Genomic DNA, 16,803 nt, shown 5'->3' on the forward strand with positions numbered 1-16,803 from the left:
CACCAGACGTTTAAGTTGACTGCAAACATCAGAATTAGTAGCGCATACCCCATTGTTTTGAGCGATGGGTTCGACGATGGCGCCGCTGAAGCTGATCAAGGGCACGGTTATTGGCCGGCAGATGGTGACGCCGGGCATGGTGCGGGTGACGCTGGGCGGTCCCGATATCGCGGCGCTGAAGACGACCGGCGTCGGCGACGAGTATGTGCGGCTGTTCTTCCCCGATCCGGTGACCGGCGAGCTGGTGCTGCCCGAGGTCGACGCGCAGGGGTTCTGGAAGTATCCCGAAGGCAAGAAGCCGGCGCATTGCGAGTGCTACACCATCCGGTATTTCCGCGATGGCGAGATCGACCTCGATTTCGTGGTGCACGAAAACGGCCGCGCCAGCGAGTGGGCGCAGGCGACCAGGCCCGGCGATGAGATCGTGCTGCGCGAGCCCTACGGCATCTACGAGGCCCCCGCCGATGCGGATTGGCAGCTGTTCGTCTGCGATGCGACCGGGCTGCCGGCGCTGGGGCGGCTGCTCGAGGGGCTGGCCGAGACCGTCGAGGCGCGGGTCATCGTCGAGGTGCCGGACAAGAGCCACGAGCAGCCGTTCGAGACCAGGGCCAAGCTGAAGATCGTGTGGCTGCATGGCGCCGGCAACGGCATCGCGGCGAGCCAGCTCGAAGACGCGGTGAGGTCGATGACTTTCCCTGCCGATCGCTCGGTCTATGTCTGGGTGGCCTCGGAAGCCAAGACCGTGCGGCCGATCCGCAAGTACCTGCGGCACGAACTGAAATGGCCGGCGACCCGCTATTCGATCACCGGCTACTGGACCGACAAGCTGGCCGAATGGGAGCGCAACTGGGGCGCGCTCGATCCAGCGGTGAAACAGCAGATCGACGACCTGTGGCGCTCCGGCCGCGACGCGCAGGACGTGCGCGACGACGTCGAAGCGGTGATGGAGAAGTTCGGGCTTTAGGCTCGGTCAGAATTCGGAGCGAGAGGCGCAATCGAGGAAGGGCGGGGTGGGGCGGATGCCGGGCAGCGCCAGGGCTTCCCCGGCGGCCTGCAGCGCATCGATCAAGCTCGCGTAAGGCTCTTGCCCACGATACTGCGAGGCGACCAGCGCGACGATGCGGCGAGTATCGGCATTGATGCGGTAGAGTCGCACGCCGTCGAGCGAGGCGCTGCCGCTGACCGTCGAGAGCGTCGGGGCGAGGCAGATACCGGAGCCGGCGCGGACCAGCCCGATCGCCACTTCGAAGCTGCGGCACTGAGCGACGACACGATGCTCGGGCAGCATCTGGTCGTACCAATCGGCGACGCGCTTGGCATGCTGAGTGCCGAAGATGAACTGGATCGAGCGGTTGAGCATGGCCCAGTCTGGTGGCGCCAGCTGGCGCGGGTCGGTGATGTCGTCGAGGCTCAACGTCTCGGGGACGACGAGCACATAGGGGTCCTCGATGATGGGGATTTGCTGGAAGCCGACGCTCGCCTCCGCCACCGAGTTGGCGGCGAGAAGGCCGACATTGACGCGGCGGCCATAGAGCATTTCGAGAATGTCAGCCGGGGCGCTTTCCTGGATGTCGAAGTCGATATCGGGGAATTTGGCCTGCGTGCTGGCCAGCGCCGCCGGCAGCACGACACGCAGCACCGAGTTGATGCCGGCGAGGCGGACGGTGACGCGATGGCCGCCGCTGAACTGGCCGAGCCCATCCTCGAGATCCTGCATGTTGCGCAGGATCTGCTCGGCGCGGGGCAACAGGTAGGTGCCGGCCTCGGTGAGCGTCATCTCGTTGGAGTGGCGGCGGAACAGCCTTGTGCCGACGGTGGTCTCGAGTTTCGACAACTGCTGCGACAGCGAAGGCTGCGCGAGGCCGAGTTGCTTGGCCGCGCGGGTCAGGGTTTCGGAATGGGCGACGGCCCAGAAGATGCGCAGCTGATGCAGGGTGATCTCGGGACGGCGAGCGCGCAGCGCCGTGCGCGGCCGCCCGGTCTGCAGCAGCGCGGTGATATCCGCGGGGATGGTGCGATCTTCGTCGTCTGCCATATCGCTATTCCTAATCCAGGATCGGGCTTAGCGCGAGACGGCAGTCGGATGGCCAATGCAGAGGATTGGGGATGGGGGGTGGTTTGGCTTCCACGTCCACCGGTCTGCCTTCTCCCCTTGCGGTCGCGGGACGAGGGCGTAGCCCTCGCCCGGAGGTGGCGCGTAGCGCCGGATGAGGGGGCCGCGCAACGAGTGTAGCGCGCTCCGAGCGAAGCGAGGAGCGACCCAGTACGCGGAGAGATACCCCTCATCCGCCCCTCGGGCACCTTCTCCCGCAGGGGGAGAAGGCCGTCCCCTCAACGCCGGTGAAATGGCCTACAGCGTCCCCTTGGCCTTCAGCTCACGCACCGCGTCCCGCATCGCCGCCAGCGTATCATTGATCACGCCGGCATCGTGCTCGCTGGAGAGGAACCAGGCGCCGCGTTCGAGGGCGCGGACGCCGCGGTACATCAGGGCGGTGGTCAGCGCGATGTAGGCGGGGCGATTCATTTTGGCGAGATCGCGGAAATCGCGGGCCGGCTTGTCGAGGCCGAGGGCGACGTGGAAGACCTGCGGGAAGCCGACCACCGAGGCGGCAACGCCCGCCGAGGCGAAGATTTCTCTAAAACCGTCCTGCAGCGCGGTGCCGGCAACACCGATCTTCTTGTAGAGCGCCGGGGTCAGCGACTTCAGCGTCGCAGCGGTCGCCGCCATGGCGATCGGCTGGGCGTTATAGGTGCCGCCATGGACGACGCCACCCGAGGTGAACATGTCCATCAGGTCAGCGCGGCCGGCAATCGCCGCCACCGGGAAGCCATTGGCGATGGCCTTGCCGAAGGTCGAAAGGTCGGGGGTGACGCCGAACAGTTCCTGGGCGCCGCCGGGGGCGAGGCGGAAGCCGGTGATGACTTCGTCGAAGATCAGGATGGTGCCGGTCTTGGTGCAGGCCTCACGGACGCCTTCGAGGTAGCCCGGGAGCGGGTGCACGGCACCCTGGTTGCACATCGCCGCTTCCATGATGACGGCGGCGATATCGCCCTCGGCGAGCCGTGCGGTGAGCAGCTCGAGATTGTTCCAGGGCAGGACGACAAGGGTATCGGCAGTGTCCTTGAGCTGGCCTTTCGAGCCGATCACCGGCACCGGCGCATCGGCGGGACCAGCCGCGTCGAGGGCCGGCGCGGTGGACCACAGCACGTTGTCGAACCAGCCGTGATAGTGGCCCTCGAACTTCAGGACCTTGGTGCGGCCGGTGGCGGCGCGAGCGAGCCGCATGGCGGCCTGGTCGACCTCGGACCCGGAGGAACCGAAGCGCATGCGCTCGGCCGACGGCACCAGCTCGCAGACGAGGCGGGCAGCTTCCGCTTCGATCGCCGTCTGGCCGGCGAACAGGATACCGCTGTCGATCTGCGACTTCACCGCATCGACCAGCGCCTGCGGCTTGTGGCCGAGGATCATCGGACCCATGCCGAGGTAGTAGTCGATCAGCTTGTTGCCATCGACGTCGTAGAGATAGGCGCCTTCGCCGCGTTCGAACACCAGCGGGGTGGGCGAGATGTTGAGGCGGAAATTGCTGTTCACGCCGCCGGAGATCCACTGCGAGTTGGTGCGGATCGCCTCGACGGATTTATCGAAGCTGAGCAGGCGCGACTGAGCGGCCGATGGTGCGGCAGGGGATGTAACGGTCAACGCGGGACTCCTCAATCTTCTAAGTCCAAGTGGCCTCAGGGCCAGAAAGTTGTAAATGGCCGCCGGTTTCGCGAGGCGAAAAAATGGGCGGAAAGCTCGTAAAACCGGCAGTTATGCTTTGGAGTTCTTGGCGACGGCAATGCAGTCGATCTCGTAGCGGAGTGCGGCGCCGAGGCAATTGGTGATGGTGGTGCGGGCCGGGAACGGCGCCTGGAAGTATTCCGGGTAGATGCGGTTGTAGAGTGCGAGGTCGGCGTCATCGCGCACGTAGTTGCAGGTGCGGACCACATGGGCGAGGTCGCTGCCGGCATCCTCGAGCACCTTGCGCAGGTTCTCGATCGAGCGGCGCATCTCGCCCTCGAAACTGTCCGAGACGATCTTGCCGGTGGCATCGACCGAGGCCTGACCGGAGACGAAGATCAGCTCGCCCACCTTGGTGGCGGGGCTGAACGGCAGGTGCGAGCGCGGGGTATCCGGCGCGCTGGGATATTCGATCATGGGAATACTCCTGGAGATCAGCTGATCGGAAAGACCGGTTTCCGTAGCCGCTGGTAGGGCAGGGTTTTTAGGGCGCTGGTGCAGGGCCCCGGAGTGGTGACGGTGTAACTGCCTTTGGCGATCTTGTCGTAGGCACGGCGGTGCGCCACCGCGGCCTTGACGCCGATCACCGACAGCTCCTCGGGGATGATGCCCTGCGAGCGCAGCTGGCCGAGATCGAAGGGCGGGGTCTTGCGGCTCGAGAGCAGGATCTTGATGCCATTGGCTTCGACCACCGCCGAGGGCCCCATATTGTAGTGTATGCCCTGCATGGCGGCGAGGTGGCTGTTCCGATCCTCGAGGGTGAAGGCGCCGTCGGAGCGGCTGACGAAGCTGACTTCGAGTTCCACCGGACCGGGGTCGAGCCGGCTGCCCTTGCCGCCGATCGACAGGGTGCGCTTGTCGCCGGGTTTGGCGCCCTCGAGCGCGCGGACCGCCGCGGCATCGGCGATGGCGACAGCGGCATTGGTGATGCCGTGACGGAGGAAGCCGCGCAGCACCGGGGTGCAATCGCCGGGCGCGCCGCCACCGATATTGTCGGAGGGCTCGACGATGACATAGGGCCCGCCGGAGAGGGTCTTCACCTCGGCGAGCGCGGCGTCGAGGTCCCATTCGGTGGGAATGCCGAGTTCGCGTAGCTCGATGGCGAGGGTCTCCAGCCGATCGAGGGCCGCCTTGGCGTCGGCATCGCTGCCGGTGGTGGTGACGGAGAAGGCGACGCCGGCATCGGGGATGTCGGAAAAGGAATAGCCGGCCACGACGTTGACGGTCCAGATTTCAGAATTCTCAGCTTCGATCTGGCGGGCCAGCGCTTCGAGATCGCGCATCGGGCGGTCGGCGGTGCCGACGCCGGTCGGGGCCCAGATGATCGGGGCATTGCGGGCAAGCATGTGCGGCAGCACGCCCTCGCGCAGGGCGCGGGCGAGGAGCTGCGCCGAGCGCACGGCGGACTCGTTGGCGTCGGTATGCGGGTTCTCGCGGTAGGCGACGAGGCCGTTGGCGTTTTTCGCCATGGCAGCGGTGAAGGTGGCGTGGAGATCGAAGACGCCGAACAGCGGCAGTGTCTCGGCGCCCGGCACCTGGCGGATCCGGGCCAGCAGCTCGCCTTCCGGATCGACGCTCTGGGTGGTGACCATGGCGCCATGCAGGGCGAGCCAGATGCCGTCGAGCCCGCCATCGGCAAGCGCCGCTTCGAGACCGGCGCGCAGTTCGCTCCAGAACAGCTCGAACACGGCGTGGTCGGCGGTGCCGGAGGGGAGGGCGGAGAAATCGGCGACCGGCACAACCTCCCAGCCCTCGGCCTCGGCGACCTCGAGGAAACCATCGATGGTCGAGCCGTCGCCGCGCCGCGCCGTCACTGCGCCGCCGCGGTTGATGGTGAACTCGCCAAGCCCGGTGATTTCGTCGACGAAGGTGTGGGTCTCGTGGAACAGGCCGGCGAGGAGGATGCGAGGCTTGGTCATTTGGTGCTCGGATGCGGCGCGTGATGGGTCATTTCGGCGGTGATCTCGGCGAGGCTGGCGACGAGCAGCTTGCCCAGCCGCTCGATATTGTCGGGCTCGTAACGGGCCGAGGGGCCGGCAATGCTGACGGCGGCGATAGCATCGCCGCCGGGCCCGAAGATCGGTGCGGCGACGCAGGCGCTGCCCATCTCGTTCTCTTCGAACTCGGTGGCCCAGCCGAGGGTGCGGCAGCGCTCGAGCACGGTCTCGAGCGCCTCGGGGTCGGTGATGGTGCGCGAGGTCGCCGCCGGCAGGTTTCCAACCGAATATATGATCCGGCGGAAGTTGAGCGGCTGGTGGGCGAGGAGCGCCCGGCCGCAGGCGGTGGAGTGGTAGGCGGCGCGGGTGCCGGAATAGGAGGAGACGCGCAGCGACTGGCTGCCCTCGAGGCTCTCGACGATCACTGCGTCGGTCGGGCCGGGAAGCGCCAGGTTTACCGTCTCGCGCGTCGTGGCGCAGAGCCGGATCAGGTGCGGGCGGGCAATGGCGGCGATATCGAGCCGACGCTCGACCGCCTTGCCATAGACCAGGTGCTGCAGGCTCAGCCGATAGGCGCCTGCCTTGGCGTCGCGCTCGGTGAGCCCGACATCGACGAGCGCGCTGACCAGGTTGAAGGCGGTGGTCTTGGCGAGGCCGGTGCGGATCGCCAGGTCGCGCAGCGATACCCAGTCGCCGCCGGCCATGGCGTCGAGCAGCGCCTTGGCGCGGGCGACCGACTGAATACGGGCTTCGGCGGTGGGGAGGCTGGTCTGCGCGTCGTCAGGGGCGCTGGTTCTGGGCATTCGCACGGTCTCTCGGGGCTGGTTCCACAATGTAGAACAAGTGCCGGATGGCTGCTACCGGCGCAATAAGACACGAGCGCTCGCGTGGTGCAAGCAGTTAGACCAGCTTTTGCGGAGATGCGACCTCGGTAGAGTTGACAGTCGGGCTGTCATTATCATTACATCTACTCCGGCAAGTAGGGGTCGTTCCATCATGTAGGATGGATGACATTGCCGGGGAGCGGATGTGTTGCGGGTCTTTGTAGCGTCGCTGGCCACCGAAACGAATACCTTCTCGCCGCTGTTCGTCGATCGCAGCGCCTTCGAGGAAGCGTTCTATTGCCCGCCCGGCACGCACCCGGATACGCCGACGCTCTGTTCGGCGCCGATGGTGGCGGCGCGACGGCGCGCCAAGACCGATGGTTTCACGTTGATCGAGGGCACTGCTACCTGGGGCGAGCCGGCGGGGCTGGTGTCGCAGGGCGCCTATGAGAGCCTGCGTGACGAAATCCTCGACCAGCTCAGAGCGGCGATGCCGGTCGATATCGTGCTCTATGGCCTGCACGGCGCCATGGTGGCGCGCGGCTATGACGATTGCGAGGGGGACCTCCTGGCGCGGACGCGCCAGCTCGTCGGACCCGACGTGGTGGTCGGCGCCGAACTCGATATGCACCATCACCTGACGCAGCAGCGGATCGACAATGCCGACGTGCTGGTGGCGTTCAAGGAGTTTCCACACACCGATTTCCTTGATCGAGCCGAGGATCTGGTCGAGCTCTGCCTCCGCACCGCGCGCGGCGAGATCGAGCCGGTGACCGAAGTGTTCGACCTTCGCTCGCTCAGCGCCGCCTTCATGACCAGCCGCGAGCCGGGGCGGAGCTTTGTCGACAAGCTGATGCAGCTCGAAGGCAAGGACGGCATCCTGTCGATTTCGGTGACACACGGCTTCACTCCCGCCGACGTCGCCGATGTCGGCTGCAAGGTGTTCGTGGTGGCCGATGGCGAGGCCAATCGCGCCAAGGCCAGTACGCTGGCCGAGCAACTGGGGCGCGAGATCCTCGGCTGGCCGCCTGGTGCCGCTGGCCCCCATCACTATAAGCCCGAAGAGGCGATGCAGCAGGCGCTGGCCGAAGTGGGGCAGCCGATCGTCTTTGCCGATCGGTGGGACAGCCCGGGCGGCGGCGTTGCCGGGGATTCCTCGGTGATGATCGATGCGCTCTTGGCGCATCCGGAAATCCCCTCGGCGATCGGCGCGCTGTGGGATCCGATCGCGGTGCAGTTCTGCCGCGCGGCGGGTGTCGGCGCGGCGATCCGGCTGCGCTTCTGCGGCAAGGTGTCGGAAACCTCCGGCCATCCGGTCGATGCCGACGTGGTGGTCAAAGCCGTGTCGGATAACCTCTTGATCCCGTTCGAGCAGAGCTGGGTGTCGCTGGGGCCGGCCGCGGCGATCAGCATCGGCAATGTCGATATCGTCCTCGCCACCGGGCGGTCACAGACCTTCAGCCCGCCGGCCTTCACCAAGCTCGGCATCGACCTCAGCGCCAAGAAGGTCGTGGTGGTGAAGTCGTCGAACCACTTCTATGCCGCATTCTCCAAGATCGCGGCGAAGATCCATTATCTCGATACCGGCGGGCCGTTCCCGAGCGATCCCAGGATGATCCCGTACACCAAGCTCCGCCGCCCGATTTATCCGCTGGACCCCCACCCATGGCTCTGATTCCCCGTCTCGACCTCGCCGCCCTCGATCGCCAGCAGCTCGACCCCTTGACCAAGGGGCTGCCGTTCGACGCGCCGGCGCTCACCGTGGGCGAGGTCGGCCGGCAGGGCTGGAACGTGCTGAAGGGCGACATGCCTTTACCGCTGGCGGTGATCCGGCAGGAGGTGGTGCGCGCCAACAGCCGATGGATGAGCGCCTTCACCGGGGAGAACGACCTGGTGATCGCGCCGCATGGCAAGACCACGATGTCGCCGGCCTTGTTCGACCTGCAGGTAGCCGATGGCGCCTGGGCGATCACCGTCGCCACGGTACAGCAGCTCAGCGTCTGCGTGCGCTTCGGGGTGAAGCGGGTGCTGATCGCCAACCAGCCGGTGGGCGTGAAGGCGATCGACGCCTGCTTCAAGGCGCTGCAAGGCGACGGGTTCGAACTCTACTGCCTGGCTGACGGGCTGCCGGGGCTGCAGCTGCTGGCGGACGGCGCCAGGCGCAACCCGCCGCCGAAAGGCAATCCGCTGCGCGTCCTGGTCGAGATCGGCTTTCTCGGTGGGCGCACCGGGGCGCGGACCCGCGCTGAGGCGATGGAGGTGGCGCGCGTCGTCGCCTCGACGCCGGGGCTGGTGCTGGGTGGCTTCGAGTGTTTCGAAGGCCTCTTGCCGACGCCGGAAGCGGCCGACGGGTTGATCGACGACGTGGCGGCGCTGGCGGTCAGCGCGCTCGCCGAAGGGTTGTTCCGCGATGGCCAGCCGGTGGTGGTAAGCGCCGGTGGTTCGGCCTTCTTCGATCGGGTCGGCACGCGCTTCAACCAGGTGGCGTTCGCGCGGCCGGTGGTCAAGGTGCTGCGCTCGGGCTGCTACCTGACGCACGACTCGATCTCTTATGCCGCGGCCTTCGAGCGGATCATCAGCGACACCTCGCTGAAGCTGCCGCAGGGGCGGCTCGAGGCGGCGCTGGAAGTCTGGGCCTATGTGCAGTCGCGCCCCGAGGATGGGCGCACGGTGCTGACCATGGGCAAGCGCGACATCAGCTTCGATGCCGGCATGCCGGTGCCGCTGCGCTGGTTCCGTCCGGGCAACATGACGAAGCCTGAGACGATGCCAACGGGGCATACGGTGGTGGCGCTCAACGACCAGCACTGCCACATGACGATGCCCGCCGACAGCCCGCTCGAAGCCGGCGACATGGTGGCGTTCGGCATCGGGCACCCGTGCACGACATTCGACAAGTGGCAGATGCTGGTGCTGGTCGACGAGGATTACGGCGTCACCGGCGCCCTCAAGACGTTCTTCTGACCGATCAACCAAGGGGTAAGCGATGAGCAAGTCTGGCGGCGACTATATCGTTCTTCCAGTGATGAAGGCCCTGCAGGTGCTGGATTACGTGGCGCGGCAGGGACACGACGTGACGCTGACCGAGACGGTGCACGAGCTCAAGCTGCCCAAGACCACGGTGTTCCGCTACCTGCAGACCCTGTCGGCAGCGCAGTTCCTCGAGCACGACCTGAAGCGCGATCGCTATGGCGTGGGCAGCAAGTTCCGCTCGCTGGCGCGGGTCGATCAGGAATTGCAGGGACTGCGCGATATCGCCCAGCCGGAAATGCAGACGCTGATGGAGACCTTCCACGAGACGGTGAACCTCGCCGTGCTGTCGGAGAACGAGGTGGTCTATATCGATATGCTGGAGCCCGGCCGGCCGTTGCGCGCCAATGCGCGGATCGGCCACCGGCATCCGGCGCACTCGACCTCGCTGGGCAAGGCCATGATGGCCTTCCTGCCCGATGCCGACGCGTTGGCACTGAGCAGCGAGCTGCCGCAGCGGACCATCAACACGCTGACCGATGCCGACAAGCTCAGGCGGCAGGTCGATGACGTGCGGCGGCGCGGCTACGCCATCGAAGTGGGCGAGAACGAGGATGGGCTGATGTGTATCGGCGTGCCGATCCTCGATCGAACCGGCTACCCGGTGGCGGCGATGAGCCTGTCGGCGCCGGAGCGGCGGATGAAGCCGGAGCTGACCATGGTGGCGGCGGATGCACTGAAGGGCGCCGCCAAGCGAATTTCCACACATCTGTCCGCACAACACTAAGGTCGCACCACCGGTGCGCCGTTGTTCCTTGTGACGAAACCTGGCGTTATTGACACCATTTTGGGCCGTTAATAGCGTGATGATCTACGGGTGCGCCCTGTGATCGCAACGGCTTAGCGTCCCGTTTCCGAGACTTTTCTGAAGTTCTCCGCTTTCGGAGAACCGATACGACTGTTCACCTCGCCAATCCTTCATTTGGCGGGACAGGATGGTGTTGCCCGGAGATTGCCTTGCGCATTGCCGTTATTCACGTCGCCCAGGAAACCAACGACTTCAATCCGGTCCTCACCACGATGGCCGATTACGAGGCGTTCGGCATCTACGAGGGCCGCGACATCGTTACGAAGTTGCGCGGGCTCGGGCAGGTCGGCGGCTTCCTGGAGGTGATCGAACAGTCCGGTCTCGACATCGAGATCGTGCCGATCATCCGCGCCTGGGCCGTGGCTGGCGGGCGGATCGACCGGGCCTCGTTCGACTATTTCGACCACAAGATCCGCGACGGGCTCAAGGCGGCGCTGGCCGAGGGGCCGATCGACGGGCTGGCGCTGCAGCTGCACGGGGCCTGCGCCGCCGAGGGCATCGACGATGTCGAGGGCGAGCAGGCGGCGTTGTGCCGCGCCATCCTTGGGCCGAACGTGCCGATCGTCCTGGGGCTCGATCACCACGCCAACGTGACGCAGAAGATGGTCGATAGCGTCGACGCCATCGTCGGGCACCGGACGCAGCCACATGACACGTTCGACACCGGGGTGATCGGCACTGAGCTCCTGCTCAAGATCATCACGGAGAAGCTGAAACCGACCACGGCGTGGCGGAAGATCCCGCTGGTGTCGCACCAGGAGCAGTTCCTTACCTCGAAGGGCCCGATGAAGGCCTGGTTCGACCGGGCGCGCGCCATGGAAGCCGACCCGCGGGTGCTGCAGGCGTCGAACTATCCGATGCAGCCCTGGCTGGATGTGGCCGAGGGCGGCTGGGCGACCATCGTCGTCACCGACAATGACCAGGCGCTGGCCGAACAGCTGGCGGACGAATTGGCCGACCTCTGCTGGTCGCTGCGCGACGCTTTCCAGGTGCGCGAAGCGGTATCGATCGACGATGCGGTGCGCCTGGCGGAGGCCGAGCCCAGGGGTATCGTGGTGCTGTCCGACACCGGCGACACGGTGTTCGGCGGTTCGGCCGGCGACAGCAACCTGATCCTCGAGGCGATGATCCGCCTGAAGATCAGGAGCAAGGCGCTGGTGCCGCTGATTTCCCCGGGTGCGGCGAAGACCCTCAGCGAAGCCGGCGAGGGCGCCGAGGTGACATTGCTGCTCGGCGGCGATGCGGCGCCCGAGTTCTTCAGCCCGATCGAAGTGACGGGCACGGTGCGGACCGTCGGCGGCGGCATGATCCATATCACCGACAGCCACCAGAACGAGGTCGATCTCGGCCAGGCGGTGATCTTCGATGTCGGGCCGATCACCATGATGATCACCGAGCTGCGCGGGCTCGCCGGCAACCTGCCGCAGCTCTACGAGGCGATGGGAGTGAACCCGCGCGACTACAAGATCGCGGTGCTGAAGACCGCGTCGAACTTCCAGTATTTCGCGCCGCTGACCTCGCGGGTGATCCGTGCCGATACGCGCGGCACCGGCCAGTCGGACGTGTTCACGCTGCCATGGAAGCGCGTGCCGCGGCCGATGTACCCGCTCGAGCCGGTCCCGGACTGGCGCGCCGTGTCGTCGCAGCCGGGACCACGCCGGCGGGCCTGATCATTTGCTTTCTGCCTGTTGCCGTCACGTCTTTTGAACTCACAGGGGAGTCGCTTGCATGAAGTACGGATTTCTTAGGCCATTGAAGATTTTGGGGCTGGCGCTGTTCGCCGCCGTCGCCCCGATCGGTACCAGTCTGGTCGCACCGGTCATCGCCCAGGCCCAGGAGCTGAAGGGCGGCACACTGCGCGTCGGCCTGCTCGCCGACATGACCAACTATGATCCGCAGCAGTTCTCGACGGTGAATTTTCACCTGATCAAGAACCTCTATGACAGCCTGATCGAGTACACCCCGGAAGGCGAGGCGATACCGAGCCTTGCCACCGAGTGGACGATCAACGCCGACAACACCTCGGTGACGCTGAAGCTGCGCGACGACGTGACCTTCGCGTCGGGCGGCAAGTTCAGCTCGGCCGATGTGGTGGCGACGCTGGAGAAGGCGGCCAACCCCGACCTCGGCAAGAACGTTTTCGGCACCATGGCGATCGTCAAGGATTGGGCAGCGCCCGATGCGACGACCATCACCATCAACTTCAAGGCGCCGGTGCCGACCAAGCAGATCACCGACCTCTTGCAGTTCATGATCCCGATCGAAGCGGCGGGGATCGCGACGGTCGAAACCGTGCCGGCCGGCACGGGAGCGTATCTCCTGGCCGACCGTGCCGTCGGGCAGAGCCTGACGATGAAGAAGAACCCCAACTACTGGCGCGACAACGAGCCGATCCTCGACGAGATCGTGTTCACCATCTTCGCCGATGACGCGGCCGCCAGCGCGGCGCTCGAGTCGGGTTCGATCGACATGGTCTATGGCAGCACCGCGCGCAACGCGGTGCGGCTGCAGGATGCGGGCTATCAGGTGGTCCGCGGGCCGGGCTCGCTGGTGCAGGTGTTCCGCATCAATGCGACGCGCGCGCCGTTCACCAACGAAAAGTTCCGCCAGGCCTTCAACTACATCATGGACCGCGAGGGCATGGTGAAGGTGGCCTATGCCGGCCTCGGCACCGTCGTGGCACTGCCCTGGGCTCCGGCCTCGCCGGCGTTCGACGAGGCCTATACCGCCGAGTTCGCCTACAACATGGACAAGGCCAAGGAGCTGTTCGCAGCGTCGGGGCTGTCAGCCGCCGAGATGAGCGACTGGAAGATGCTGGTCTACGGCAATGACGAGCCGGGCGTGGTGATCAGCCAGATCGTGCAAAGCGCACTGGCCGAAGCCGGCATCAACATCGAGCTCGATGTCCGCCAGGGGGCCGAATACACCGATGCGCTGCTGGGCGGCGACTTCTGGGCCACCTTCGGTGCGGTCGGCAATGCGCAGAAGTTCCCGTCGCGCATGGCCACCAACTCGATCTACCGCACGGCCAAGAACCCGGTGCTGAAGGACCCGCACCCGTTCCCGGACTATGTCGCGGCGATCGACAAGGTGAACGCTACCTCCGGTCCGGAGGATGCGGTGAAGGCGGCCTATGCCGAGCTCAACCGCGTGCTGGTGACGGACTCGTTCGCCGTGCCCACCAACACGGTCGATACCGGGCTGATCGTTGCTTCCGACAAGCTCGGCGGCTTCACGCTCGATATCGACAACCTGCTCGTCGCCCGCACCATCGGCTTCAAGTAATGGCTGACGCAGGCGCCGTACGACCCGACATGGACCCGAACGCTGTTCCGGTCCTGTCGGTCAGGAATCTCAAGGTGGAGTTCACCGGTTCCGGTCGTGCGGTGCCTGTGGTGCGGGGCGTCGATTTCGATGTCTACGCCAATGAAGTGCTCTGCATCGTCGGTGAAAGCGGATCGGGCAAGAGCGTCACCGCCCTCGCGGTCACCGGGCTGTTGCCCGAGACCGCGCGGGTCTCCGGCTCGATCCGGCTCGGCAAGCTCGAGGTGATCGGCGCCGAACCGGAAACGCTGCGCCAGATGCGAGGGCGCGATGTCGGTTTCATCTTCCAGGACCCGACGACGACGCTCAACCCGGTGCTGCCGGTCGGCCGGCAGATCACCGAGGGGCAGGTGGCGCACGGGCTGCTCGCCAAGGGCGAGGCGCCCAAACGCGCGGCCGGCCTGCTGCGCGAAGTCGATATCGCCGATCCCGAAGGGCGGGTCGCTCAATATCCGCACCAGTTCTCCGGCGGCATGCGGCAGCGGGCGGTCATCGCCATGGCGATGGCCGGGCAGCCGAACCTGATCATCGCGGACGAGCCGACCACGGCGCTCGATGTCACGGTGCAGGCGCAGGTGCTGGCGGTGCTGGCGCGGCGACAGGCCGAGACCGGCGCGGCGGTGATCCTCATTACCCACGACCTGGGAGTGGTGGCGGAAGTCGCCGACCGGGTGGCGGTAATGTATGGCGGCCGCATCGTCGAGACCGGCCCGGTAGCCGAGCTGTTCCGCTCGCCCCGGCACCCCTACACGCGGGCGCTGCTGCGCTCGATCCCGCGCATCGACACCACCGATGCGCGGCTCGACCCGATCCCCGGCCAACCGCCGACCCCCAGCGCGCTGCCCACCGGCTGCAGTTTCCACCCGCGTTGCGCCCTCGCTGTGGGTCGGGCCCGTTGCAGCCGCGAAGAACCATCCCTACGTGTAGTCAACGAGCTGCAGCAGGCGGCTTGTCACTATGCGGACGAGATCCCCGTTGCGAGCGTAGTTGCCACGCCGCGCGAGGCGGCCGGCGGAGCCACCCCGACGGCCAATCCGCTGCTGGTGGTCGATAACCTCAAGGTGCATTTCCCGGTCCGCTCCTCGATCCTCCGCCGTACTATCGGCTGGGTGCGGGCGGTCGACGGCGTGAGCCTTGCGGTGCGGCCGGGCGAGACGGTTAGTCTCGTCGGCGAATCCGGCTGCGGCAAGACCACCACCGGGCGCGCCATCATGGGGCTGATCGGGGCGACCGGCGGCGACATCCGCTTCGAAGGGCAGTCGATCGTCGGGCTCACGCGCGGCGACATGCGCAAGGCCCGCCGGCAGATGCAGTACATCTTCCAGGACCCCTATGCCTCGCTCAACCCGGTGCTGACGGTCGAGGAGATCGTCGCCGAACCGCTGCGCATTCACGGCATCTATGACGAAATGGGCGGGGCGCCGCGCATCGCCGAACTGTTCGATATGGTCGGGCTGTCGCGCTCGATGCTGGGGCGCTACCCGAGCGAGTTCTCAGGCGGACAGAAGCAGCGCATCGGCATTGCCCGGGCGCTGGCGCTGCAGCCGCGGCTGCTGATCCTCGACGAGCCGGTGGCGGCGCTCGACGTATCGATCCAGGCGCAGGTGATCAACCTCCTGCAGGATCTGCAGAAGGAGCTGGGGCTCGGTTACCTGTTCATCGCCCACAACCTCAGCGTGGTGCGGCATATCTCGGATCGCGTGGCGGTGATGTATCTGGGCCGCATCGTCGAAGAGAGCGGGCGCGACACGCTGTACGACCAACCGGTCCACCCTTACACGCAGAGCCTGCTCTCCGCCGCGCCGGTGCCCGATCCGGCGGTGCGCGACAGCCGGCGGCGCATCGTGCTGGAAGGCGAAATCCCCAATCCGGCCAAGCCGCCCAGCGGTTGCACCTTCCATCCGCGCTGCTTTCGCGCCACCGAGCGCTGCCGCAGCGAGGCGCCGGTATTCGAGGCCTATCCGGGGCTTGAAACCCACACCTCGTGCCATCACGCCGGGCCATTGTCGGTGGGCGCCGAACGGCAACTGGAGGCGGCGCGATGAAACTCCTCCGGTCAACCGGCTCGGTGCTGCAGCGGCTGCTGCGCAGGCCGGGTTCGGCACTGGCGTTGCTGTTCCTCCTCGGCATCACGCTGGCGGCGATCTTCGCCGATTTCCTGCCGCTGAACCCTTACGCACAGAAGCTGGTCAACGCGCTCAACGGGCCATCGGCTGCCAACTGGTTCGGCACCGATGAGGTGGGCCGCGATATCATGGCGCGCGTGGTGTTCGGGGCGCGGACCTCGCTGCTTACCGCCGCCGGCGCGGTGGCGATCGCGGCCGTGATCGGGGTGCCGATCGGGCTCGTCGCCGGGTTCTTCGGCGGCTGGCGCGATGCGACGCTGATGCGCTTCGTCGACGTGCTCCTGGCGCTGCCGGCCATCCTCTTCGCCATGGCGATGATCGCGGTGCTGGGGCGCAGCCAGGTGGCGGCGCTGATCGCGGTGGGGATCACCGGCATTCCGAGCTTTGCCCGCATCACCCGGGCGCAGGTGCTGTCGCTCCGGCGACGCGATTTCGTCACCGCGGTCGAGGCGTTCGGCGGCAGCTCGGCCTACAACATGTTCCGCACGATCCTCCCCAATTCATGGAGTCCGATCTTCGTTCAGATCGTCGTGCTCTGCTCGGTAGCGATCCTGCTCGAGGCGGCCTTGTCGTTCCTCGGGGTCGGTGTCGCGCCGCCCACCCCGAGCTGGGGCGAGATGCTGCGCACGGGCAAATCCTACCTGCATGAGGCGCCGTATTATGCGGTGCTGCCGGGCATCGTGCTGACGCTGACCATCCTCAGCTTCGACACGATCGGCCGAGCGCTGGCCGGCATTCTCGAAAACCGCAGCGAGGTCGTCACCCCCACCAAGGTCGGGGGCACACCATGAGTTTGCGCTGGACTTGCAGTGCTCCTCCACCGCGCAGCGGGGGAGGGGATGAAGCCAGAGGCTTCACCCCGGGGGGACCAGCGAAGCTGGTGGAGGGGGCGACCCCAAACACCGGCGCTTCCTGCCGCCCCCTCCACCGCCTTCGGCGGTCCCCCCGCGGTGAGGGCTTTTGCCCTCATCCG

13 protein-coding genes are annotated in these 16,803 nt (G+C 66.5%); 8 read left to right on the forward strand and 5 right to left on the reverse strand.

Going from position 1 to position 16,803, the window contains the following annotated elements:
• Positions 1-76: 76 nt before the first annotated feature.
• Positions 77-964 (forward strand): siderophore-interacting protein, encoded by an 888-nt coding sequence (locus VW23_RS13225; protein ID WP_069910044.1) that lies wholly within the window; start codon positions 77-79, stop codon positions 962-964.
• 6 nt (positions 965-970) lie between these two features.
• Here VW23_RS13225 and VW23_RS13230 read toward each other — a convergent pair whose 3' ends face one another.
• The 5 genes from VW23_RS13230 to VW23_RS13250 form a co-directional block, all read right to left on the reverse strand.
• On the reverse strand, positions 971-2,035 hold the full coding sequence (locus VW23_RS13230; RefSeq protein ID WP_084646060.1) for a LysR family transcriptional regulator: 1,065 nt from the start codon (positions 2,033-2,035) through the stop codon (positions 971-973).
• Positions 2,036-2,350: 315 nt separating this feature from the next.
• Entirely contained in the window at positions 2,351-3,700 is a 1,350-nt protein-coding gene (locus VW23_RS13235) for an aspartate aminotransferase family protein (protein WP_244513567.1), read from the reverse strand.
• Positions 3,701-3,811: 111 nt separating this feature from the next.
• Positions 3,812-4,198 carry a RidA family protein gene (locus tag VW23_RS13240; protein WP_069910034.1) on the reverse strand — a complete coding sequence of 129 codons (387 nt, stop codon included), beginning with the start codon at positions 4,196-4,198 and terminating at the stop codon, positions 3,812-3,814.
• 17 nt (positions 4,199-4,215) lie between these two features.
• Positions 4,216-5,700, reverse strand: a complete 1,485-nt coding sequence (locus VW23_RS13245; RefSeq protein WP_069910035.1) for a M81 family metallopeptidase — start codon at positions 5,698-5,700, stop codon at positions 4,216-4,218.
• Positions 5,697-6,521, reverse strand: a complete 825-nt coding sequence (locus VW23_RS13250; protein WP_069910036.1) for an IclR family transcriptional regulator — start codon at positions 6,519-6,521, stop codon at positions 5,697-5,699. The genes VW23_RS13245 and VW23_RS13250 overlap by 4 nt, the downstream gene beginning before the upstream one ends.
• A gap of 229 nt (positions 6,522-6,750) precedes the next feature.
• Here VW23_RS13250 and VW23_RS13255 point away from each other — a divergent pair, with 229 nt between their 5' ends.
• The 7 genes from VW23_RS13255 (at position 6,751) to VW23_RS13285 (ending at position 16,621) form a co-directional block, all read left to right on the forward strand.
• Positions 6,751-8,217 carry a M81 family metallopeptidase gene (locus VW23_RS13255; RefSeq protein WP_069910037.1) on the forward strand — a complete coding sequence of 489 codons (1,467 nt, stop codon included), beginning with the start codon at positions 6,751-6,753 and terminating at the stop codon, positions 8,215-8,217.
• Complete coding sequence (locus VW23_RS13260; RefSeq protein ID WP_069910038.1) at positions 8,208-9,506, forward strand: type III PLP-dependent enzyme domain-containing protein; 1,299 nt, start codon at positions 8,208-8,210, stop codon at positions 9,504-9,506. The genes VW23_RS13255 and VW23_RS13260 overlap by 10 nt, the downstream gene beginning before the upstream one ends.
• A gap of 22 nt (positions 9,507-9,528) precedes the next feature.
• Complete coding sequence (locus VW23_RS13265; RefSeq protein ID WP_069910039.1) at positions 9,529-10,299, forward strand: IclR family transcriptional regulator; 771 nt, start codon at positions 9,529-9,531, stop codon at positions 10,297-10,299.
• A gap of 230 nt (positions 10,300-10,529) precedes the next feature.
• Positions 10,530-12,050, forward strand: a complete 1,521-nt coding sequence (locus VW23_RS13270; RefSeq protein WP_069910040.1) for a M81 family metallopeptidase — start codon at positions 10,530-10,532, stop codon at positions 12,048-12,050.
• A 58-nt stretch (positions 12,051-12,108) separates the two neighbouring features.
• Entirely contained in the window at positions 12,109-13,665 is a 1,557-nt protein-coding gene (locus tag VW23_RS13275; protein WP_069910041.1) for an ABC transporter substrate-binding protein, read from the forward strand.
• Positions 13,665-15,749, forward strand: coding sequence for an ABC transporter ATP-binding protein (locus VW23_RS13280; RefSeq protein ID WP_084646065.1), 2,085 nt, complete (start codon positions 13,665-13,667; stop codon positions 15,747-15,749). Before VW23_RS13275 ends, VW23_RS13280 begins: the two co-directional genes overlap by 1 nt.
• Positions 15,746-16,621 (forward strand): ABC transporter permease, encoded by an 876-nt coding sequence (locus tag VW23_RS13285; protein WP_069910043.1) that lies wholly within the window; start codon positions 15,746-15,748, stop codon positions 16,619-16,621. The genes VW23_RS13280 and VW23_RS13285 overlap by 4 nt, the downstream gene beginning before the upstream one ends.
• The last annotated feature ends 182 nt before the right edge of the window (positions 16,622-16,803 follow it).

Origin of the sequence: Devosia insulae DS-56 (assembly GCF_000970465.2) — a bacterium.
Taxonomy (GTDB): Bacteria; Pseudomonadota; Alphaproteobacteria; order Rhizobiales; family Devosiaceae; genus Devosia_A; species Devosia_A insulae.